Here is a 22,434-nt window from a genome sequence, read left to right on the forward strand (position 1 = left end):
TCACTTCCAGGGATACTTCTTCTCCCACGCCCACGCATGGCTGACGATCTCATCCAGTGAAGTGTGCACGGGCTGCCAGCCCAACACCGACCTGGCTTTTTCAGCATCGGCCACCAGCCGGGGCGGGTCGCCAGCGCGGCGTGGCGCTTCATTTACATTGATCTGCCGCCCGGTCACCGTCCGTGCAGTATCGATCACTTCCTGCACCGAAAACCCTAGTCCATTGCCCAGGTTGAACGCCGTGGTCGCGCCGTCGGCCAGCAGGTATTCCACGGCCAGCGCGTGCGCCGAGGCGAGGTCGGCAACGTGGATATAGTCACGGATGCAAGTGCCATCCGGGGTGTCGTAGTCATGGCCGAACACGGTCACGGCCTCGCGACGCCCGGAGGCCGCCTGCAGGATCAGTGGAATCAGGTGGGTTTCCGGCTCGTGGCATTCGCCCAGTTCGCCGTCCGGGTCAGCACCGGCCGCGTTGAAGTAACGCAAGCTCACCGAACGCAGGCCATAGGCCCGGTCGAAATCTTCGAGCATCTGTTCCACCATCCATTTGGTGCGCCCGTAGGGGTTGATCGGCACCTTGGGGTGTTGCTCGTCGATCGGCACATACTGAGGGTCGCCGTACACGGCGGCACTGGAGGAGAAAATCAGCCGCTTGATGCCTGCCCGTACCATCGCCTCCAACAGGCTCAGGGTCGCGCAGACGTTGTTCTGGTAGTACTTGTCGGGGTCCGCCACCGACTCGCCGACCTGGATGAACGAGGCGAAATGGAACACGGCATCGAAGTGATAGTCGCTGAACAGGGCATCCAGCGCGTGGCCGTCGGCGATGTCCAGGCAGTCCCACTCGATGCCGGGCGCCGGCGCCTGAAGGTCTGCAACCACCACCTCATGGCCGGCACGCAGCAGGTGCTTGACCATGTGTGAACCGATATAACCTGCACCACCGACAACCAAGTACTTCATCCAATCCTCCTGGAACAGACGTAGCGTCGAATGCCTGGAATACAGGGCTTCAATGACTGTAGATGGCGATATGCCCTATTTCAAGAACAGCCAGTTGGCCATGTGCTGGCCATCGAATGTGATCAGGTAGCGCCCATCCTTGTAGGTCGCCGGCAGGGCATTTTCCTTGCCGTCGCTGTTGCGGCTGTACAGTTTGAGGCCCGCCGGCGCCTTGATGCTCAGGCTGCCCTCGAGTGGTTCGACATGGAACGGCGTGACGTCCTCGGGCCTGGGGATGGCGCGGCTGCCAAGCGAAATGAGCAGGCTGCGCGACTGGGCAAGCGGCTTGTTGTCCAGGCTCTGCACCACGACACTGGCATAGCCGGTTTTCAGCTGGACCTGGATGTCACCCACGCTGAGCGACTGGCCACCCAGCCAGCCGCTCGCCGCCTGGGTCATGGGCGTATCGATGGTGTAGAGGCCCTGCTGCCAGTTGTGGCGCAGCTCGCCGCTGTCGCTTACGGCTTCGCTGGCATTGGCATCGATCAGTGACTGCCCAGGGTCTTTCAGCAGCTGTGCGTCTTTGGGCATCGCACTGGCCTGCAACCACGGTAACTCTGGGGTTTGCGGCATGGCGATCTGCAGGCGGCCTTTCTCCATGGCGGTGCGCAGCAGCACCGAGTTGGCTGGAGAAATGTCCTGATTGAACAGGGTCGCTGCCGTGGGCGCGAAGACGTATCGGGTCTTGGCCGGGTGCACGTCCTGGCGCCGGTAGAGCAGGGCGGCCGCGGGGAGGGTGGCGATCAGCCCCGGGTCGTTGTAGGCGTTCCAGTTGTCGGCTCGGCGCCATTGTTCGAAGAACGCCTGCTGGCTGTAGGCGTACTGCATGATCGCGTCCCAACCCTGGTGGCTGCCCGTGCCGGCCACGTAAAGCGGCAGCGTGTGGCGGTCGGGCAGGGGGAAGGGTTCGGCGTTCCACTCGGTGACGGTCATCGGCTTGCCCACCACCTGCGCTGCGCCCAGCCAGTTGATCATGCCGTCGCTGCTCAGCGGGTTCTTCTCCAGCTGGCCGAGGCCGCCGTAGCTGTGGGCGTCGACCACGTCACCCGCCGTCAATGCAGGCAACGAGGACAGGCCATTGAGGCCCCAGGTGCTGGTGGTGGCGATCGGCACCTTGACCCCGAGCGTGCGCAGGTAGCCGATCATGTCGGCGTAGAAACGCTGCTCCAGGTCGTTGAGGAACAGCTTCGACGGGCCATGCTCCCAGGCGCGCCAGGTCTTGTCCGCCGGCAGGTCGTGGCGCTGGGCGAAGGCCTTGGCCTGGTCCATGTACAGCCGGCTGTGCTTGGGGACGTCCTTGTCGGGCAGCAGTGCATTGCCGAAGTGGTGGGTGACGTCGTTCTCGTTGGTGATCAGCACGGCGGCAATCGCCGGGTCGTCCTTGTAGGCGAGCCCGGTGTAGCTGTTGACGTGGGTCAGGTACTGCTCGGCAAAGCGCTTCAAGGCCTGCTGCAGGGTGACGTTGACGAACAGGTAGCCCTTCAGGCCAGCGACGCCATGGTCCTTGGGCAGCTCGTCGAAACCGTAGATGTTGTCAGCTGCCGTGACTGGCCGCGATACATGCAGGTCGAGCCAGACGTAGATGCCTTCGTCCTTGAGGCTCTTGATCCACAGGTCGATCTTCTTCAGCGACTCGTCGCTGAGCTGCTGGGTGTCCTTGATCTTCTGCAAGTCACCGAAGATGTTGGGGGACACCCAGGGGGAGTCGTGGTGGTGCAGGCGCACGAGGTTGAAGCCCAGGGCCGACAGGCGCTTGGCCTGTGCCCTGATTTCCTCGTCGGGCGTACGGAACAGCGAATAGGCTGACAGGTTGGTACCCCAGAAACGCACCGGGGTGCCGTCGGCAAACACCAGCTGCTCGCCATCGGCCTTGACGAAGCCGCGCTTGCCGGCCGGTTTTTCCGGCGCATTGAGGAAGGACAGGTCAACCGGTGAAGTGCGCCAGTCGAGCTGGTCATCCGGCCACGTCGTGGGGTCGGTCATGCCAAAGCGTTCCGTGGCGGTCTGGCCGATGGTGATATCCCCGGTCACGCTCAGCTGTGCCTTGATCTGCTGTTGCCCGGGCTTGATCGGGTCGGTGTAGAAGAAGGTGCGCACCTGGTCGGTGTTGCCGCGCTCGAAATACACCTTGGCCAACGGTGGGTCGAAGCGCATTTCGACGTGTGGCCCTTGGGGGTTCTTGCCCCAGGCCCAGCCGCGATTTTCGGGTAACAGCACCGGGTCGCCCATTTCCCCGGCAATCAGCGTGGGGTCAAAGCGCCAGACGATACCGCCGCCCATCACATCGCTCTGCCTGCTGTGCGCCTGCAGGTCGAAGTCCCAGGTCAGGGTTTGTGCCTGGGGCTTGTGGATGTCGGCCTTGAGGTCGAAGTCCAGGTCCTTGTTGCTGCCGGTCAGCGTGTAGCGGTAGGGGCCGTCGACCTTGAGCGTCGGATAGAACCCGGTCCAGCCCCAGTTCGCGCCCCAGAAGTCGAAGCTGGGCACGAAGGCCGGGCCACCCCCGTGGGTCAGCGTGGGCAGGCCGTTCTGTTCGTCGACACGCACGACCCAATCGGATGCCCAGGCGCCCACTGGCAATGCCAGCAGGCCGACCAGTAGCGATGTGCGGGTCCATGTACACAGGGCAAGGCTGGGCATCGATCTACCTCGGTTGAAGGCTGATGGTGGTCACCTGGCTGGTCTCTGTCGCGGCTTGCCTGCGCATCATCTGGATGTAGGCGACGCTGAGCCCGGCAATCGACCAGTACACGATCGGGATGACCGTGATGCTGCTGACGGTGAAAATGGTGACCAGGATCCCCAGCAAGGTTGCCAGCAACACCCGCCCCAGCAGGCGGTACGGGTCAGCGTTGTCGCTGATCGCGCGCATGGCCCGGTGGATACCCAGCAGGATGCAGGCGAAAAAGCCCAGGAACAGCCCAAGCCCCACCAGGCCGATGCGCAAGGCCAGGCCGACGTAGGTGTTGACGATGTCGATGATGCCTTCGCCCTGGATCATCGATTGCATTTCCGGGGTGCTGCGGTAGTCGAAGGAGCCGAACAGCGGGTTGCGCTGGATGACGATCCACGAATTGTCGAGCAGGCGTTGGCGGTAGGTGATGTTCTCTGTGTCCACCTTGCCGATGAAGGGCAGCAGGTCGAGTATCTTGTCGCCACCGGGCATGACGCTCAGCAGCGGTATGCTCAGCACCCCGGCCAGGGCCAGCAACGCCAGGCGCGACACGGCGCGCCTGCCCAGCGCGATGAACACCACCACGATTACCCCGGCGCCAATCCATGGGCCACGCGAGAGCGGGGCAAACAGCCCGGCGGCCAGCAGCAGGGCGCCCAGGTAGCGGTGCACAGGCCGTTGCACGAAGTGCTGCACGAACAGGAACAAGCCGATGGCCACGGCCATCACGTAGCCGAGGACGATGGCCTGGCCGGTGGTGACACTGGCACGCAATGAACCACCACGGCTCAGGTAGGCCTTCATGTCCCATTGCAGGCCCAGGGCATCGAGCAGGGCGTTGTACAGCAGCCAGTTGCGTACGTACTCGGCGACCCCGAGCAGCGCCAGGAGAAAGCCAACGATGACGAACGCCAGCATGGCGTCCTTGAAGTCACTGAGTTCGCGCAATCCACGGCTGGCCACGTAATAGGGCAGAAACACATCGATGTACAGGCTCAGCACCTGGCGCAGCGTGTCGGTGACAGTGGTTTCGCGCAGCGCCAGTGCGCTGGTCAGCACCAGGCTGGCCAGCAGCAGTTTGTCGGGCAGCAGGCGGCCGAAGCGAATGCTGTCGCTTTGCTTGCGCAGCACCATTGCCGCCGGCAGCAGTACGCACAGGGTCAGGACGCGTTGGTGGTTGATGTCGAACAGGTAGTTGATCACGCCAAAACCGGGTATTTCGGTCATCGCGGGCGGGATCAGGAACAGCAACATGAAAAACAGCGCCAGCGGGTTGTGCTCGCGGCGCTGGGCAACCAGCAAGATCACCGTGGCCGCGCCGGCATACAGCCAGAAGCTGTGGGCGAAAAATGCCGCCAGGGTCAGCACAAACCACAGGTTACGGCGTCGCTTGAAATCCGCCAGGGGGATCAGGTCCGTTGCCGGACGCCGGGCCATGAAGAAAACCACACTGGCCACAATCACAATGACGACCAGGGCTCTTAAATGTTCAGGCATGGGTTGTAGGCACCTATCCCTCGGTGGACTGGATGGAGGCTAGCATCGTGGCTAAATGAAACTATAGTGAGTTCTAGCCATTCGGTCAGAGATTGAAGTCATGCAGTCGATTGAAGTTGTGGCGATGCGAAAAATCCAGCACAGGCGCGTGACGCAGGTTATGCCTATGATTGCGATAGGGGCACTCAGTGCCTCTCTGTCGACGCGCTTTTTCGATTGACCCTGATGGTCGCCCGACAAGGCCCGCGGTAGAGAGCGGGGCATAAGAAAATCAACGGTATGGGGCTGGGATCATGGGGAAGCTGCAGTTTTGTACTCCGTTGCTGGGGCGGAGAGGCTTTCTACGTAATTGTGTCTTGTTGAGTGCCGGGGCAGCCGTGTTCGGTGGCTGCGTCAATGCCAACGCCAATGCGGCGCGCAAACCAGAGCCAAAGGGCGGCTTCGTCATCATCAATGGCTGGGTGTTGCCGGTGGGGTACTTCCAGGACGGACGCTCATGATCAAGGACTACGACACCGACAAGACCCTGCGTAGCGCTTACGACTTCTGCATCATCGGTGCAGGCCCCGCGGGGATCACCCTGGCCTTGCGACTGGCGGCTGCGGGGTGGCGCGTGGCGTTGCTCGAAGGTGGCGGGCGCGAATACACGCCGCGCTCGCAGGCGCTGTACAAGTGCACCTCCACCGGCCTCGAGCTGTATCCCGGGGAAGCCCGCCTGCGTTACCTGGGTGGCACCTCCAATCACTGGATGGGGCGTTGCCGGCCGTTCACCGAATCTGATTTTGCCGTGCCTCCGCCCGTCGACATGCCCGGTTGGCCGATCCCCTACGCTGAAATCGAGCGCTATCTGCCGGGTGCCATGGAGATCGTCGATCTGCCCCAGGGCGCGGAGTTTCGCGCCGTGAACCCGGGCCTGAAAGGTGGCGATTTCGATGCCGACCGTTTCCTGCTCAGCCCGCCAACACGGTTTGCGCAGAAATACGCCGCGGCACTCGACGAAACGCCGGGGCTGGATGTGTTCATCAACTGCAACTGCGTTGACCTCCTGTTCGATCAGGCCAGCGGCCATTTGCACGCTATTCAGGTGTCCGATTACGACGGCAAGCGTCAGCCGGTCACCGCGCGCAACTACATCCTGGCCATGGGCGCCATTGAAAACGCCAGGCAGCTGCTCAACAGCCAGTCGTTGGCGGACGCGGGCATCGTCCGCAAGGACGGCCTGGTCGGTCGGTGCTTCATGGAGCACCTGAATATCGACATGGGCAAGTTCATCCTGCGCAGCGGGGAGGACACCGAGCCGCGTCAATACTTCACCACCGATGCCTTCGTCGCCGAATACCACGCCGGCAAGGGCAATGTACTGGCGTCGGTGCTGGAAGATGTGCGGACCTACGGCCGCACGGCGGAAGTGAAGCACTTCCTGGAAAACCTGGCCTGTGAAATGGGCGTGGCCAGCAAGATCGAGTTCGTGGCCAAGTTCAGCTGCCCGGGCGATGGCGTGATCACCACCCTGATCGAGCAGTTCCCCAATGTTCAGAGCCGTATCTCGCTGCTGGATGAAAAGGACGAACTGGGCGTGGCCAAGGTCAATGTCAACTGGGTATTGAGCGCCGAAGACCGGCACACCATCAAGTGCATCGGCAACGAACTGGCCAAGCAGTTCGCTGAAATGGGCCTGGGTTTCATCAAGCTCAGCGATTACGTCTACGACACCAGCCTGCCGCTGATGCTGTCGCCGCATGCTCATCACATGGGCACCACGCGGATGGCGGCTGCCGCGAAGGACGGGGTGGTCGATACCAACTGCAAGGTGTTCGGCACCGAAAACCTCTATGTCGCCGGCAGCAGTGTGTTCGCCACCGGCGGCGCCTCGAACCCGACCATGCCACTGCTGCAGTTTGCCTTGAGGCTGGCCGACCACCTCAACGAGAAGATGAACAGCACAAAGGGAGCGGCGGCCTGAACCGGCAGAACTGAAGTAGCGGTGTGAAAGGGTTGAGTGCAACAGGGTCAGCACCTACAAGAACGAGACCTTGCTTGCCTCAGGGACAGTCCAGGATCGCTTGATTTGCGAGGCTTGCCATATGTTTGGATGGATACGCAATGCAGTGGCGAATTATGCCAACTCGACCGGGAAAGGCGTCACGGCCTACCTGAAACTTTGCAAACCGACACCGAGGCAGTGGGGCGAATTCCAGTACCGATGGGGCAAGTTCTATTCCGTGGGCCAGAACTTTCACATGAATGTCGGCTGCAACGTCACCGACCCGGCGCTGGTGCGCATCGGCAACAATGTCGGCTTGTCCGACTGCACGCTGATCGGCCACGACGGCGTGGTGGCGCTGATCGAGCTCTGCTATGGCACGAAACTGGACTCGGTGGGTGTCATCGACGTCAAGGACAACAGCTTTGTCGGCCATGGCGCCATCGTCATGCCACGGGTGACCATCGGGCCTGATTCGGTGGTGGCTGCCGGTGCCGTGGTGACCAAGGACGTGCCTCCGGGGACCGTGGTCGGCGGCAACCCGGCCAAGTTCATCTGCACCACTGAAGACCTGATCAAGCGGGTTGAAGAGCGTTGCAACGCCTACCCCTGGATAGACCTGATCAAGCAACGCAAAGGCTCTTTCGACCCGTCGCTGGAGTCAACCTTGGCGATGCACAGGCGTCGCTATTTCTTCGGGGACGGCAGCAATGGATAAGAAGCCTGTCGATGTGATGGTGGTCAACTTCAACACCGCGGCGTTGCTGCAGCCGATGTTCGATGCACTGCGCGCCGCCGGCGGTGAGGCGTTGGCCAGCTACCTGGTGGTGGACAATGCCTCGGTTGACGACTCGGTGGAGCGCCTGGGCAAGGTCTGCCCTGAAGCGCTGTTGCTGAGCAACAAGCTCAACGTCGGTTTTGGCCGCGCTAATAATCAGCTGGTGGCGCACCTGCAAGGCAAGTACGCGCTGCTGCTGAACACCGATGCCTTTGTGGCTGAGGACAGCCTGCAGAAAACCGTCGACTACATGGAGGCGCACCCGGAGTGCGGCATTCTTGGCGTGCGCCTGGTGGGCCGGGATGGCGACCTGCAGCCGAGCTGCCGGTATTTCCCGACCCCTTTGAACGTATTCGTCGGGCGTACCGGGCTCGGGCGTTTCTTCCCGGGGCTGAAAATGGTCGATGAAATGGACTGGGACCACGCCTCGGTGCGTGAGTGCGACTGGCTGCCCGGTTGCTTCTACCTGGTGCGCCGTGAAGTGCTCGACCAGGTGGGGCTGTTCGACCCGCGCTACTTCCTTTATTACGAGGAGGTGGACCATTGCAAGCGGGTGAAGGCGGCCGGCTGGAAAGTGGTGTACTTCCCCGACACCACCGTGGTGCACATCGGTGGCGAAAGCTCCAAGTCGGTGGCCGAGCTTGAAGCGGCGAGCCGGCAGATATCTGGCTACCAGATCGAGAGCGAACTGCTGTATTTCCGCAAGCATCACGGCGCGGCGGGGCTGGCCTTGCACATGCTGCTGGTGAGCCTGGGCGACCTGGTGCTGGCGCTCAAGGCATTGCTCAAAGGCCGTGGCCTGGCCGCGATCAAGTCGTACTGGCGGCATACCCGCGCCACCTGGTCACTGTTGTTCAAGACCCAGTTTGCCAGCCAACCCACACGGTAGGTGAAACCATGTTCGACAACATCCGCGCAGACTTGCGCGCTCATGGTGGTGATTGGGGCGCCCAGGGATTCTGGGTGCTGGTGGTCTACCGCTTCGGTCGCTGGCGTTACGGCGTACGCCCGGCCTTGCTGCGCAAGCTGCTCTCTTTCGTCTACAAGGTGCTGTTCAAGTTCGTGCAGATCATCACCGGGGTCGAACTGCCCTGCGAGGTGGTGATCGGCCGCAACTTCGTCATCGATCACTTCGGTGGCATCGTCATCAGTGGCTATGCGCGTTTTGGCGATGACTGCCGGATCCGCAACGGCGTGGTGGTGGGCCTGAAGAATGTCGACGAACCCATTGCCCCGGTGTTCGGCAACAACGTCGACATCGGCGCCGGGGCCAAGGTGCTGGGCAATATACGTATTGGTAACAACGTGGCGATAGGCTCGAATGCAGTGGTGCTGATCGACGTGCCGGACAACTCCCTGGCAGTGGGGGTGCCCGCGACCGTCAAGTCGCGCAAGCACGCCGATGCAATGCAATACACATGACCCAGCCCGCAGCTGACGAGTGAAGCCCATGGTGACAGGCATTGGAGTGGTGGTGATCGGCCGCAACGAGGGGCAGCGCCTGGAGCGTTGCCTGCAGTCCCTGATGGGGCGTGCGGACCAGCTGGTGTATGTGGATTCCGGCTCCTCCGACGGCTCGGTGCAACTGGCGCAGCGGCTGGGCGTCGAAGTGGTGGCCCTGGACATGACCCAACCCTTTACCGCCGCACGGGCCCGCAACGAAGGCTTTACCTGCCTGCAAGGCATCGTGCCCGGCATCCGCCATGTGCAGTTCGTCGACGGCGACTGTGAAGTGGATGCGGGCTGGCTGGGCAAGGCCCAGGCGTTTCTCGACCAGCACCCGGACGTGGCAGTGGTGTGCGGGCGCCGCCGCGAACGCTTCCCGCAGCGCTCGGTGTACAACCTGCTGTGCGACCTGGAATGGGACACGCCAGTGGGGGAGGCCAAGGCTTGCGGCGGCGATGCGTTGATGCGGGTCGACGCCTTCATGGCGGTGTCCGGTTTTCGCCCGGAGCTGATTGCCGGCGAAGAGCCGGAGCTGTGTGTGCGCTTGCGCGCAGGTGGCTGGAAGATCTGGCGCCTGCCCGATGAAATGACCCTGCACGATGCCGCCATGACCCGCTTCGGGCAATGGTGGCGGCGCAGTCTACGGGCCGGTTATGCCTATGCCGAAGGCGCGTACCTGCATGGTCAGACGCCGGAGCGCCATTGGTTGCGTGAATCACGGCGCGCCTGGTTATGGGGCCTGAACCTGCCGCTGGCAATCCTCGCCGTGAGCCTGTTGTCGGGCGGTTGGGGGCTGTTGCTGTTGCTGATCTATCCGCTGCAGATCGTGCGCCTGGCCCGCCGGGGCGAGCGTTCGACGCGCGAGAACTGGTGGCAGGCGGTGTTCCTGGTGCTGGGCAAGTTCCCGGAAATGCTCGGCCAGGCGAAATTCCTGCTGAACAGGTATGCGGCCGGCAAGGCGCTGCTGATCGAGTACAAATGACATGACGATGACGTTCAGATCGCTGGCCAAGAGTGTGCTCACCTTGCAGCCCGGTTATTCGCTGCGCGCGCTCAACAACAAGTACAAGTTGACGGTATCCATGGCCCGGGAGTGGTCCGGCTTGCAGGCTTTCGCCCAGCGCATGTCACGGGCACTGGGCCAGGACCGCTTCGAGCGGTTGGGTGTCGATTGCATTGGCGTCGTCCAGTGGCCTTATATCAGCAAATGCTGGAGCGCCCCGCAGCGTCTGGAAGCGGTGGCGTCGCATTATGAAGTGGTCGCTGCGCACTGTGCTCCGTTGCTGCTGTTGCGGCGTGACGAGCACCGGCAGCTGTGCGACCTGTCGGCGTACTCCAGCGGTTGCCGCCTGGTGCTCGACCGGCCGATCTGGTTCAAGCGTGAAGGTGAGCTGGTGATCAACCTGTTCCAGGGCGAGCTGCGCGTGGCTTCGCTCGCCTTCACCCTTTGCCGTGAAAAGGCAGGCCTGTGCCTGTACATCGGCGCCGTGCAGGGCATCCACAAGGGCGTGGACAGCGAGACCTCGCTGACCATCTACCGAGACCTGACCAAGGACTTCGAAGGCTTGCGCCCCAGAAGCCTGCTGATCGAGGCGATCAAGTGCGTGGCCAGAACGCTGGGGGCCGTGCGTATCTACGCGGTGGGGGACGAGTACCGCCACCATCGCCATCCCTATTTTGGCGCTGAAAAACATCAGGACCTGGCGGCCAACTACGATGTGATCTGGCAGGAAAATGGCGCCGAGCCATCGGACCGCGAGGACTTTTTCACCATCCCCCTGGCGCCTGCGCAGCGCGCGGCCGAGGAAGTCGCGGCGAAAAAACGGGCCATGTACCGCAGGCGCCATGCGTTGCTGGATGACGTGTTTGGCCAGATACAAAGCGCCTTGGCTGGCAGCTTTGTGCAGCAGGGCACGGCAGACCTGGCCATTCAGTGAACGGACACAGATTCGGGGCTCTATGCGTATCGCTTATTTCATCAATCAGTATCCCAAGGTCAGTCACAGTTTCATTCGCCGCGAAATACTGGCGCTGGAGCGTCAGGGCGTCGAGGTTCAGCGTATCGCCTTGCGAGGCTGGGATGCCGAACTGCACGACGCCGAGGACCTGGCTGAACGGGGCAAGACCCGCTATGTGCTGCAGGATGGGTTGAGGGGCTTGCTGAAGCCGTTGTTCGAGGTCGTGCGGGCACAACCCAAGCGGTTTCTTGGCGCACTGCGCCTGGCGCTGCGCCTGGGCTGGCGCGCTGATCGCCCATGGCCCTACCACCTGGTCTACCTGGCTGAAGCGTGCCGGGTGGTGCAATGGTTGCAGGCATCCGCTGCGGAACATGTGCACGCGCACTTCGGCACCAACTCGACCGAGGTGGTGTTGCTGGCCAATGCCCTCGGCGGGCCGGCCTACAGCTTCACCGTGCATGGGCCGGAAGAGTTCGACAAGGCGCAGATCCTGCACCTGGGTGAGAAGGTGCGCCGGGCCGCGTTCGTGGCTGCCGTCAGCTCGTTCGGTCGCAGCCAGTTGTATCGCTGGGTGGCGCATGAGCACTGGGGCAAGGTCAAGGTCGTGCATTGTGGCCTGGAGCGCAGTTTCCACGAGGGTGCTGCGCTGGCGCCGTCCGCTGCGCCTCGGCTGGTGTGCGTGGGGCGGTTGTGCGAGCAGAAAGGCCAGTTGCTGCTGATCGAGGCCGCACGCGTGCTGGCGAACCGGGGTGTGGATTTCGAGCTGGTATTGGCCGGCGATGGTGAGTTGCGTGGCCCGATCGAGGCGCTGATCGCCCGGCATGGCTTGCAGGCGCAGGTCCGCATCAGCGGCTGGATCAGCAGTGCGCAGGTGCGCGACGAAATCCTCGCCGCGCGTGCCCTGGTGCTGCCGAGCTTTGCCGAGGGCTTGCCGGTGGTCATCATGGAGGCCATGGCATTGCGGCGGCCGGTGCTTACCACCTACGTGGCCGGCATTCCCGAACTGGTCCGCCAGGGTGAGAGCGGCTGGTTGTTCCCGGCAGGTTCCGTCGAGGCGTTGGCCGAGGCCATGCGCGACTGCCTGCAGCAACCGGCGGAGGTACTGCAACGCATGGGCGAAGCTGCCTATCAGCGCGTGCTGGGACGACATGACATCGATACTGAAGCCGCCAGGTTGCTCAGCTATTTCAAGGAGCCGTCATGCTGACCCTGTTGAGCGTGTTGCTGGGCCTGGCGGCGTTGCTGGTCCTGTTGCCGACACTGGTGCTGTTCATCCAGGTGGTGCTCGCCTGCCTGCCTGCGCCTGTGCGGGTCGCCCGGCAAGGTGCTCGTGCGCAGGTAGCGGTGCTGGTGCCCGCGCACAACGAGGCATCGCTGATTGCCACCACGCTTGCCAGCATCAGGCCGCAATTGCGTGAAGGCGACCAGCTGCTGGTGGTCGCCGACAACTGCACGGACCAGACCGCAAGCCTGGCCCGCGCGGCGGGCGCACAAGTGGTCGAGCGCCAGGATCACCAGCGTCGGGGCAAGGGCTACGCATTGGACTTCGGGGTGCAGCACCTGCGCCAGTCGCCTCCCGAGGTTTTGATCATCATCGACGCAGACTGCCAGGTAGGTGCGGGAGCGCTTGAGCAACTGGCGCGCTGTTGTGTCGACAATGCCCGGCCCGCGCAAGCGCTGTATCTGATGCATGCACCTGCCGGTGCAGGGCTGAAGGTACAGGTCGCCGCCTTTGCCTGGCGGGTGAAGAACCTGGTCCGCCCGCGTGGTTGGGCACGGGCGGGCTTGCCCTGCCAGTTGATGGGGGCGGGCATGGCGTTTGCCTGGCAAGACGTGTTGGCCGTCAACCTGGCAACCGGGCACCTGGTCGAAGACCTGAAGCTGGGCCTGGACTGCGCCGCGCTCGGCAAACCGCCGCTGTTTTGCCCGGAGGCTGTGGTCAACAGTCACTTCCCCACCAGCCAGGAAGGCCTGAGCATCCAGCGCAAGCGCTGGGAGCATGGTCACCTGGGGGTGGTGCTGGCGGAGGGGCCGAAGCTTCTGGGCCGCGCACTGATGCAACGCAACTGGCCGTTGCTGGGCATGGCCGCAGACTTGCTGGTACCGCCGCTGGCCTTGTTGTCAATGTTGCTGATGGTGCTGTTGGTGGTCACCTGGCTGGCGTTCGGCGTATTCGGCGTGCTGCTGCCAGCGCTGCTTGTCACGTTGGCGTTGGGCATGCTCGGCGTTGCGGTACTGCTGGCGTGGTCGCGCTTTGCCCGGGAGCTGATCCCGTTTTCGGTACTGATTTACGCGCCGTTCTATGCGGCGAGAAAAATCCCTCTGTACCTGGGGTTCCTACTCAAGCGCCAGGTGGACTGGGTGCGTTCGAAGCGGGATGACAGCTGATGCGCGATTGGTTGCAACGCTGGAAGACGGTCATGGCCAAGCTGCGCCTGGTCCAAGACGCAACGGACGAGCAACGTCTGCTCGCGTCGCTGTGTTCACCACGGCGGGCTACCGTGCTGGGTTTTGTAAACGCCCATGCGATGAACCTGGTCGCCGGCAAGGCTGATTACTGCCAGGCACTGGCGGCAGCCGATGTGCTGTTGCGCGACGGTGCCGGCATGGCGATATTGCTGCGGCGCCTGGGGCTGGCCCCCGGGCTCAACATGAATGGCACGGACTTCATCCCCAAGCTGCTGGCGGCCTTCAACGGCAGGCGCGTGGCATTCTGGGGGACACAGGAGCCGTTCCTGTCCGCAGCCGCGCAACGTTGCGAAGCGCTATATGGCGTGCAGGTGGTGTCACGGCACGAGGGTTTCGCCGAGGTTGAGACTTACCTCGGCCTCGCTCAGGCACAGCAGCCAGCATTGATCGTGCTGGGCATGGGGATGCCCAAGCAGGAGCAGGTGGCCGCTCGGCTGGCGGCACTCGACCACCCCTGCCTGATCGTCTGCGGCGGCGCCATCGTCGACTTTCTGGGTGGCAAGGTAACCCGCGCGCCCCACTGGGTACGGCGTCTGAACGGAGAGTGGGTTTACCGATTGCTGAAAGAGCCCAAACGCCTGTTTACACGCTATGTAATCGGTAACCCGTTGTTCCTGTTGCGTGCGTTGTTCTATGCCAGAGCGCCGGTGCATCAGGTGTAGTGATGGAGCTGAATACTGCCTGTCGGGGTGTTCGATCTGCCCCGCAGTAAACCGCGGGTGCTGCTACAGTGATATCAATCGACGCGGGGCGCCGTGCTGCAGATTTTCAAAGGTTTTTCAGGTACCTGAGGTGAGTTTCCATCGCTTCGTTGTGATGGTCAGGCAATTGCCACACACAGATCAGTGAGGCCTTACGATGGTTTTCGAACCCAGAAGCAGTCGGTCGTTGCTCCAGCGAAGAAGTAGCGTCAGCAACGCCATTCAAGCCGGGCTTGATGGCATTGCCGTCACCAGTGTGGCGTGGTTTCTGATCTACGACCAGTTCGGCTACATCACCTCGGACTATGTGATCATGCTCCTGCTGCTGATCGGTGCGCTGGCGGTCATTTATGACCACTACGCCATCTATCGCAGCAACGTAGGGCTTTCGGTAAAGGCCTTCAGGCTGTTCAAGGCCTGGTCGGCGACGTTCTGTTTCCTGGTGGTCATCGCCTTCCTGACCAAGCAGAGCGAAACCTATTCACGGCTGCTGGTCGTTCAACTGTTTGTCATCGGCTATATCGTCCAGTTGTTCCTGCACGTGGCCATGCGCGAGTTGCAGAAGCGCTTCACCGCCCATGCACGGCTGGACAATGCCTTGATCATCGGCAATGGCGACCTGGCCAACTTCCTGTACCAGAAGATCAGCAACAACCCGTGGTTCGGTGAGCGGGTGATGGGCTGCATCTGGGTCGACCAGGAGGAGCATGAGCAGCGCGAGACGCCAGATGCAAAGCAGCGCCTGCCGGTGTTGGGCAGTATTGCCGACCTCGACGAGATCATCGCCCAACATGGCATCCGCACGGTGTACCTGGTTACGCCGCTTGGCGGTTCTGCAGTCATTCAGGATGTCTACCTCAAGTTGCTCGACAAGTGCATCGCGGTCAATTGGGTACCGGACATCTTCTCACTGCGCCTGATCAACCACAGCGTGCGCGAAATTGCCGGGATTCCGGTGCTGACCCTGTCGGAAACGCCCCTGACCGGGACCAGCCTGTTCCTGAAAAACCTCGAGGACCGCGTGCTGGCCGCGCTCATCCTGCTGTGCGCTTCGCCAGTGTTGCTGGCGGTCGCGTTGATCATCAAGTTCGACAGCCCGGGGCCGGTGTTCTTCCGCCAGGACCGCACGGGCTGGACCGGGGAGTCGTTCCGCATCTGGAAATTCCGCAGCATGCACGTGCATCAGCCGGAAAACGGTGTGGTCGAGCAGGCGCAGCGTAATGACAAGCGGCTGACCCGGGTTGGCGCATTCATTCGGCGCACCAGCCTCGATGAGCTGCCGCAACTGTTCAACGTGCTGACCGGCGACATGTCGCTGGTCGGCCCGCGTCCCCATGCCTTGCAGCACGACACCCTGTACTCCCAGGACATCGTCGACTATTTCGCCCGCCACAACATCAAGCCCGGCATGACCGGCCTGGCACAAGTGCGTGGATATCGGGGTGAAACCAAGGACATCGAGCAGATGATCCAGCGGGTCAACTCGGACATCGAGTACATCAACAACTGGTCGCTGTGGCTCGACTTCGTGATCCTGGTGCGCACGGTCAATGCCTTCACCGGCAAGCAGGCTTACTGACGCCGGGATCCGGCTTGGCGTACAGGGGGAGGGGGCATGAGCGTCTTGTCGGCGGGAAGTGCAGGTGCCGCCAGGCTGTTGAAAGCCGAGTGGCCCTCGCTGGTGCTGTGGGCGTTTCTGTTTTCGCCGCTGTTGGCCAGGCTGTTGGCGGATTGCCAATGCGCGAAGATCGACTTACTGGTCTTGTACACCTTTGCCATTTCATTTTTGTGGCTGCTGGCAATCCGTTTCGCATCCGCCAATCAGTTCAAGGTGCATTTGCTGCTGTTGCCCTTCTATCTGCTGGCGAGCATCGACCTGTTCGTCGTGCTGAACTTCGGTTCGCGCCTGACGGCGGCCTACCTGTTCATTGCCTTGACCAACTACAAGGAAGCGACGGATTTTTTTGCCACCTACTGGCGTTCGATGTCCGGCATCCTGGCTGTGTTCGCAGTGTGCTACGGGTTAGGGCTGGCCGGCTTGCACGGGCGTCGCCTGTACCGCAGCAAGGCCATTCTTGTGCTGGCGTTGGGCGGCTTGTTGCTGGGTTATGGGGCTTACTTCTACAAAACCGTCAAGGCCAACTCGCTGAGTAAGGGGGCAGTGCTCGACCTGGTGGCGAAAGACCAGAGCACGCCGGTCGGTTACCTGTCGCAGATCGGCCTGACGGCGACCTTGTATGTGGAGTCCAAGGGATATATCAAGCAGCGCCTGGAGTCAGAGGTGAAGATCACCAGCATCTCCGACCAGGCTGACATCGAGACCCTGGTGTTCGTCATCGGCGAGTCTTCGCGCCCGCACAACTGGTCGTTGTACGGCTACCAGAACAGGACTACTCCTCATCTCGATCAGCAGCCGGGGCTGTTCAAGTTCAACCGCATGTGCACCACCGCGCCCTATACCTCGGTTGCCGTGCCTTCGCTGCTCAGCCTGGAACCCATCCGCGACTGGGACCTGATTGCGTCGAACAAATCGCTGGTAGGGATCTTCCGAGCGGCTGGCTACGACACCTACTGGCTGTCTTCGCAGGAGGTCGACAGCTTTGGCGGGATCATTCCGCAGATTGCCGCAGAAGCCCAGTACCGCCAGTACCTTGAGCGCAGCTATGACGGATCGTTGATACCGGTGTTACAGAGCGTGCTGGGCAAGGCCAATGGGCATCGGCAGGCGATATTCATTCATATCAAGGGCAGCCACTTCGAATACGCGCGGCGTTTCCCAAGTGACTTCGCCCAGTTCAAGCCTGCCAGTAGCAGCCAGAAAGACCGGATCACGGCCGATTACGACAACTCGGTGCTGTATACCGATTGGCTACTGTCCTCGATCATGCAGCAGCTGACGGCCAGCCAGAAGAAAGCGCTGCTGGTCTACTCGTCAGACCACGGCGAGAACCTGCTGGATGACAGCCGGCAACTGTTGGGCCATGGCATGGGTAATGAATATGACCTGTCGACGTCGGCGTTTGTCTGGTCCAGCGGCAATCTCTCGCCGGAGCAGTCGGGCAAACTGCAGAAGTTGAAGGCCAGGGAAGATCAGCAGGTCAGCATCGCCTCGCTGCCCCATACGCTGCTGAACATGACCGGGATATCGATGCCGGGCTATGACAGCACGCAGGACTTGCTCAGCGATGACTACAAGACCTCGGAATGCCCGCATCTGCTCGGCACCGGCTATGTGCCGTCGTTCAACTTCGACATCAAGCACATCGCCGCCGAGTGATCAGGCCGGTAACACCAGTGGGTGCAAAGTACGGAAACCTTGGGCTTCTTCCACCAGCCAGTCGTGCACCGCACGGGCGCCGGGCTGGTTCAACCCGCCCGGCGGGTAGTGCACCATGTAGCGCTTGTGGTTGGCGATGGGGTGGCCGAACGGCACGATCAGTGCGCCGCGCTCAAGCTCGTCATTGAGCAGCGTGCGCCGCGCAATGGCCACGCCGATGCCGGCGATCGCCGCTTCGATGGTGAGGTGGTTGCGGTTGAAGGTATGCCCGCGGCGTACATCCAGCCCGCTGGCGCCGATACCCTCCAGGTAGAACTCCCATTCCGCGTATTCCGAACTGCCGCGCCAGGCGGTGATGTCGTGCAGCAGCGGGTAATGCACCAGGTCTGCCGGGCCATGCAGCGGTGGGCGGCCGCGCAGCAGCGTGGGTGAACAGACCGGGAAGATCTGTTCGTCCAGCAACGGGGTCGACAGCATGCCGGGGTAACTGCCGTCGTTGAGGTCGATGGCCAGGTCGAAGTCGCCAGGGTGCAAGGCCTGGGCGCTGTCTTCGGCGACCAGGCGCAGTTCGATGTCCGGGTAGCGCTGCTGGAAGCGCGGCAGCCGGGGGGTGAGCCACTTGGCCAGGAACGACGGGATCGAGCGCAGGCGCAAGGTGCCGCGGATTTCCCCGGCGTCCAGGCGCAGCAGTTCGGCCTCGATGCTGCCATAGGCCTCGGTGACCGTCTGTGCCAGGCGCTGGCCCTCGGCGCTCAGCTCCACACCACGCGCCCGGCGCAGGAACAGTTTGTAGCCCAGGCGTTCTTCGAGCTGGCGCATCTGCTGGCTGACTGCACCGGGCGTGATGTGCAGTTCTTCGGCGCTACGGGTGAACGACAGGTGCCGCGCCGCACAAGAGAAGACATGCAGCCAGACGAACATCTGGCCATTGAGTTGTCGTCGCATCGTTTAGCCCTGCTAAAGCCTTGCTTAGAAAGTTTCGTTGGTCATCTGCCAGCGAGCGCGGCAGTATCGCGCAAATTGGCAATACCGTTCAATTTTCTCAGATAACCGTGCGGCAGCATTCCGTGCCGACACGGTCAGGCATTAGCATGGCTATCAGTGTTTTCGACCTTTTCAAGATTGGCATCGGCCCGTCCAGTTCCCACACCGTAGGCCCGATGCGCGCGGCGGCGTGCTTTGCCCAGGCATTGCGCGAGCGAGGCCTGCTGGCCCAGGTGCAGCGCATCGAAGTGCGCCTTTATGGCTCGCTTTCCGCCACCGGGGTAGGCCATGCCACTGATCGTGCCTGCCTGCTCGGCCTGATGGGCCAGTGGCCGGACCGCATCGACCCGGCCACCATCGAACCGCGCATCAGCCAGTTGCTGCAGGAGCAGTGCCTGATGCTCGATGGCAGCCATCCGCTGACCTTCCAGTACGCCCGCGACATGCTGCTGCTGGACGAGAGCCTGCCTTATCACCCCAATGCCATGACCCTGGAGGCCTTGGGCGGGCAGGGCAGCCTGTTGCAGCAGACCTACTATTCTATCGGCGGCGGCTTTATCGTCGAGCAGGGCGAGATCGACGCGCCACAGGTCGAGGCCAATGCCGTTCAGCTGCCGTACGCGTTTTCCAGCGGCGCCGAACTGCTGGCCCTGTGCAAGGCCAACAAGCTGAGCGTTGGCCAACTGATGCTGGCCAACGAGTGCGCCTGGCGCCCGGAAGCCGAGGTGCGCGAAGGCCTGCTGCGGATCTGGGCGGCGATGCGCGACTGTGTCGACAACGGCCTGCGCAACGAAGGCATCCTGCCCGGCGGGCTCAACGTCAAGCGCCGTGCCGCACGGCTGCACCGCAGCCTGCAGGAAGCCGGGCAGCCCAACGTGATCGGTTCGACCTTGAGTGCCATGGAGTGGGTCAACCTGTTTGCCCTGGCCGTCAATGAAGAGAATGCCGCCGGCGGTCGCATGGTCACCGCGCCCACCAATGGCGCCGCGGGCATCATCCCGGCGGTGTTGCACTACTACATGAAGTTCAACCCGAACGCCTGTGACGACGATGTGGTGGCGTTTCTGCTGGCCGCTGCCGCAGTCGGCATCCTGTGCAAGAAGAATGCATCGATTTCCGGGGCTGAAGTCGGCTGCCAGGGGGAGGTCGGCTCAGCCTGCTCGATGGCCGCTGCGGGCTTGGCCGAAGTGCTGGGCGCCACACCGCCGCAACTGGAAAACGCCGCCGAAATTGCCCTTGAGCATAACCTCGGCTTGACCTGCGACCCGGTCGGCGGGCTGGTCCAGGTGCCGTGCATCGAGCGCAACGCGATAGCGGCGGTGAAGGCGATCAATGCGGTGCAGATGGCCCTGCGCGGTGATGGTGAGCACTTCATCTCGCTTGATCGCGTCATCCGCACCATGCGCGACACCGGCGCCGACATGCATGCCAATTACAAGGAGACGTCGCGGGGCGGCCTGGCGGTAGCGTTCGTCGAGTGTTGATCGGCGTTGCGCCGGCAAGTGGCCTTGCCGGCGAACGCTGCTTGCGGGTTACACGCTTTCCAGCTGGCTGACGGCCGCCTTCAGCCGCTGCGCCAATTGCGGACGGCCCTGGTGGGTCACGTCCGGCGCCTTGCGCACGCGCCCGTGCTGGTCGACCCAGTGGCCGTTGCTGAAGTACCGGTAGCTGGCCGAGCCATTGCTCCAGTCGGCTTCCAGCAGGCCGTGCAGGTGGAAGGTCTGCGCGATCTGGCTGAGCGGGCCGCTGGGGCTGCCGTCCAGGCTCAGGACGATCGACGGCGCGCCGGCCGGCGCGAATTGCAGCTCACTGTAGTCACCCCACACATTGGCCTGGAATGGCTGCGACGGGTAGGTGGCCTGGCTGGCGCGAGCCTTGCCGGAGACCTTCTTGGTCACGGTGTTGACCAGCAGGTCGAGGGTCAACGTCGGAGCGCCGAGCAAGCCGTTGCTGACGTTCAGGCGAACATGGAACAGTCCGATTGCCATGGTGTCTCTCCTTGCCTGCTCAGGCTTTCTTGGCGGCCTTGGTGGCCGGGGACTTGGTCGCGGCGAGGGCCTGGTCGAGGCCGCCGGTGGCCAACTGCTTGAGGTGCGCGAGATCACCGTTGGCGATGGCGGCCTCAAGGGTGGCGTTGTGCAGTTCGCTGTGCAGGTCGACATTGGCCAGTTGCTGGATGCGCTGGCCTTCCAGCGTGACCGGGACGTTGTCCACGCTCACCCAGCGCTGGCCATTGTAGTACTCGTAGTCGGCCACGCCGTGTTGCCAGCTTGGGTCGAGCAGCGCCCTGAACTTGAACTGCACCGGTGAGTTGGCATGCGGCCCACCCTGGTTGCCTTGGGCGGTGATCAGGATCCTGCCTTCGCTCGGTGGCTGGACGGTGAGGTAGGTGTAGCTGCCCCAGACGTCCAGGTGCAGGTCCAGCGGTGGGTTGATGGCTTGGGTGATCTGGGCCGCGCCGTTCAGGCTACGGTCCGGGGTATAGACCAGCAGGTCCAGTTGCAGGCGCGGGGCGCCAGCGGCGTTGTTGCCGATCTGGTAGGACACCGGGAACAGGCCTACCGAAGGTGCGAGCAGTGAATCAGACATGATTGCCTCCGTTGCATTCGATGAATGAATGACCGATACACAGCTGCGAAGGCGGGCGGAAAAGGCGGGGAGATGAGGGAGCCGGGCGGCGGTGTTGCGTGCCCGGAGCGAGCGGCTGTTGTCAGCCAGCTTGTGCAACCAATCCCTGGTCTGCGGTGCCGCCTGCCTGGCAGCCCGCTTGAGTAAAGCAGGGCTGCCCGGCAGTGATGGCGTTTTTGCATTATCTCCGACGAGCGGAGCGGCTTTGCGTTACTGGCTCTTGTTCTTGAGGGTGACGAAGCTGGCGCGCATGTCCTTGGCCCAGCCGTCGAGCACGGCTTTGACATCGTTCACGGTCAGCTTGGTCTTGTCGTTCTCCAGCTCTTTGCCGGCGCCCTTGCGCACCACCTGAGCCAGCACCTTCTGGTTGCCGCCATCGAGGAAGGCCGCTTCGGCACCGATATCCACTTCCTGGTCGCGGCCGCCCATCGCGGTGTTGACGCCCGCCGAAATCAGCGCGATCGGGATGAATTCGTAAGGTTTGAGGCTTTCATTGCTGGTAGCTACTGCGGTGATCGCCGGGCGTACCACGATGGTACCCGGGCCGGGTGCCTTGGCCAGGGTCAGCACGCTGCCCATCTCGCGGCGCAAGGCTTCGTTGAAGTAGCGGGTGATTTCACTCAGCGTCTGCTGGGAAATGACCGCCGTCGGTTGCGGCTTGGGGTAGAACTGGCTCGGCTCGATGAAGACCTGCGTGTACTGGTTGACATTGACCTTAGGGTCGATCCAGCGCATCACCGGTGCGCCAGACGGGCTCTTGGCTTCCTGCAGGCGACTGTAGTCCTTGAGGAAGCCGGAATAATCCTTGGGGTCCACGCGGTTGCTGGAGCACGCGGCTACAGCGAGCAAAGCGGCACACAACAAGGTAACGCGAGGCAATGATTTCATGATGGTCATGCATCCATGATGGGTCGGCCAGAACAACGCTAGCAGGTGCTTGGCGGATGGCCAGTGGGTCGAATGAATTTGGTGCATGCCTAGAGAGGGCGGCGCCTATCAGATCGAGCGCCGCGCGGGCGGCGCTCGATCTCAAACGCGG

At 62.6% G+C, this 22,434-nt stretch carries 20 protein-coding genes; 13 read left to right on the forward strand and 7 right to left on the reverse strand.

Going from position 1 to position 22,434, the window contains the following annotated elements; all coding sequences use genetic code 11:
• The 3 genes from galE to N430_RS08190 form a co-directional block, all read right to left on the reverse strand.
• Positions 1–963, reverse strand: a complete 963-nt coding sequence (gene galE / locus N430_RS08180) for a UDP-glucose 4-epimerase GalE (protein ID WP_110638983.1) — start codon at positions 961–963, stop codon at positions 1–3.
• A 75-nt stretch (positions 964–1,038) separates the two neighbouring features.
• On the reverse strand, positions 1,039–3,639 hold the full coding sequence (locus tag N430_RS08185; protein ID WP_110638984.1) for a cellulase family glycosylhydrolase: 2,601 nt from the start codon (positions 3,637–3,639) through the stop codon (positions 1,039–1,041).
• Positions 3,640–3,643: 4 nt separating this feature from the next.
• Positions 3,644–5,170 (reverse strand): O-antigen ligase family protein, encoded by a 1,527-nt coding sequence (locus N430_RS08190; protein WP_110638985.1) that lies wholly within the window; start codon positions 5,168–5,170, stop codon positions 3,644–3,646.
• A 359-nt stretch (positions 5,171–5,529) separates the two neighbouring features.
• Here N430_RS08190 and N430_RS08195 point away from each other — a divergent pair, with 359 nt between their 5' ends.
• The 12 genes from N430_RS08195 (at position 5,530) to N430_RS08250 (ending at position 17,783) form a co-directional block, all read left to right on the forward strand.
• Positions 5,530–5,670 (forward strand): hypothetical protein, encoded by a 141-nt coding sequence (locus tag N430_RS08195; RefSeq protein ID WP_256592113.1) that lies wholly within the window; start codon positions 5,530–5,532, stop codon positions 5,668–5,670.
• Positions 5,667–7,133: an FAD-dependent oxidoreductase gene (locus N430_RS08200; RefSeq protein ID WP_110638987.1), complete on the forward strand. Its 1,467-nt coding sequence runs from the start codon at positions 5,667–5,669 to the stop codon at positions 7,131–7,133. The genes N430_RS08195 and N430_RS08200 overlap by 4 nt, the downstream gene beginning before the upstream one ends.
• Before the next feature lie 121 nt (positions 7,134–7,254).
• Positions 7,255–7,872, forward strand: coding sequence for an acyltransferase (locus N430_RS08205; RefSeq protein WP_110638988.1), 618 nt, complete (start codon positions 7,255–7,257; stop codon positions 7,870–7,872).
• Positions 7,865–8,821: a glycosyltransferase family 2 protein gene (locus N430_RS08210; protein WP_110638989.1), complete on the forward strand. Its 957-nt coding sequence runs from the start codon at positions 7,865–7,867 to the stop codon at positions 8,819–8,821. Before N430_RS08205 ends, N430_RS08210 begins: the two co-directional genes overlap by 8 nt.
• An 8-nt stretch (positions 8,822–8,829) precedes the next feature.
• A complete protein-coding gene (locus N430_RS08215) occupies positions 8,830–9,354 on the forward strand; it encodes a serine O-acetyltransferase (RefSeq protein ID WP_110638990.1) in 525 nt (174 codons plus the stop codon).
• Between the two features lie 28 nt (positions 9,355–9,382).
• Positions 9,383–10,360: a glycosyltransferase family 2 protein gene (locus tag N430_RS08220; RefSeq protein ID WP_110638991.1), complete on the forward strand. Its 978-nt coding sequence runs from the start codon at positions 9,383–9,385 to the stop codon at positions 10,358–10,360.
• A 7-nt stretch (positions 10,361–10,367) separates the two neighbouring features.
• Entirely contained in the window at positions 10,368–11,315 is a 948-nt protein-coding gene (locus tag N430_RS08225; protein ID WP_110639016.1) for a DUF535 family protein, read from the forward strand.
• A 22-nt stretch (positions 11,316–11,337) separates the two neighbouring features.
• Entirely contained in the window at positions 11,338–12,543 is a 1,206-nt protein-coding gene (locus N430_RS08230) for a glycosyltransferase (protein ID WP_110638992.1), read from the forward strand.
• Positions 12,537–13,724 carry a glycosyltransferase family 2 protein gene (locus N430_RS08235; protein WP_110638993.1) on the forward strand — a complete coding sequence of 396 codons (1,188 nt, stop codon included), beginning with the start codon at positions 12,537–12,539 and terminating at the stop codon, positions 13,722–13,724. Before N430_RS08230 ends, N430_RS08235 begins: the two co-directional genes overlap by 7 nt.
• Positions 13,724–14,467, forward strand: a complete 744-nt coding sequence (locus tag N430_RS08240) for a WecB/TagA/CpsF family glycosyltransferase (RefSeq protein WP_110638994.1) — start codon at positions 13,724–13,726, stop codon at positions 14,465–14,467. The genes N430_RS08235 and N430_RS08240 overlap by 1 nt, the downstream gene beginning before the upstream one ends.
• A 196-nt stretch (positions 14,468–14,663) precedes the next feature.
• Complete coding sequence (locus N430_RS08245) at positions 14,664–16,085, forward strand: undecaprenyl-phosphate glucose phosphotransferase (RefSeq protein WP_110638995.1); 1,422 nt, start codon at positions 14,664–14,666, stop codon at positions 16,083–16,085.
• Positions 16,086–16,121: 36 nt separating this feature from the next.
• A complete protein-coding gene (locus N430_RS08250) occupies positions 16,122–17,783 on the forward strand; it encodes a phosphoethanolamine transferase (protein WP_110638996.1) in 1,662 nt (553 codons plus the stop codon).
• Here N430_RS08250 and N430_RS08255 read toward each other — a convergent pair whose 3' ends face one another.
• Positions 17,784–18,728, reverse strand: coding sequence for a LysR substrate-binding domain-containing protein (locus tag N430_RS08255; RefSeq protein WP_110638997.1), 945 nt, complete (start codon positions 18,726–18,728; stop codon positions 17,784–17,786).
• Positions 18,729–18,874: 146 nt separating this feature from the next.
• On the opposite strand from N430_RS08255, the gene N430_RS08260 reads away from it, so the two are divergent.
• Positions 18,875–20,251, forward strand: coding sequence for an L-serine ammonia-lyase (locus N430_RS08260; protein ID WP_110638998.1), 1,377 nt, complete (start codon positions 18,875–18,877; stop codon positions 20,249–20,251).
• A gap of 48 nt (positions 20,252–20,299) precedes the next feature.
• Here N430_RS08260 and N430_RS08265 read toward each other — a convergent pair whose 3' ends face one another.
• The 3 genes from N430_RS08265 to N430_RS08275 form a co-directional block, all read right to left on the reverse strand.
• Positions 20,300–20,755 carry a DUF1842 domain-containing protein gene (locus tag N430_RS08265; RefSeq protein WP_110638999.1) on the reverse strand — a complete coding sequence of 152 codons (456 nt, stop codon included), beginning with the start codon at positions 20,753–20,755 and terminating at the stop codon, positions 20,300–20,302.
• Positions 20,756–20,774: 19 nt separating this feature from the next.
• Complete coding sequence (locus tag N430_RS08270) at positions 20,775–21,356, reverse strand: DUF1842 domain-containing protein (protein WP_110639000.1); 582 nt, start codon at positions 21,354–21,356, stop codon at positions 20,775–20,777.
• Between the two features lie 249 nt (positions 21,357–21,605).
• Entirely contained in the window at positions 21,606–22,283 is a 678-nt protein-coding gene (locus N430_RS08275) for a DUF3313 domain-containing protein (RefSeq protein ID WP_110639017.1), read from the reverse strand.
• Positions 22,284–22,434 lie beyond the last annotated feature (151 nt).

Source organism: Pseudomonas sp. CC120222-01a, from assembly GCF_003097235.1.
Taxonomy (GTDB): Bacteria; Pseudomonadota; Gammaproteobacteria; order Pseudomonadales; family Pseudomonadaceae; genus Aquipseudomonas.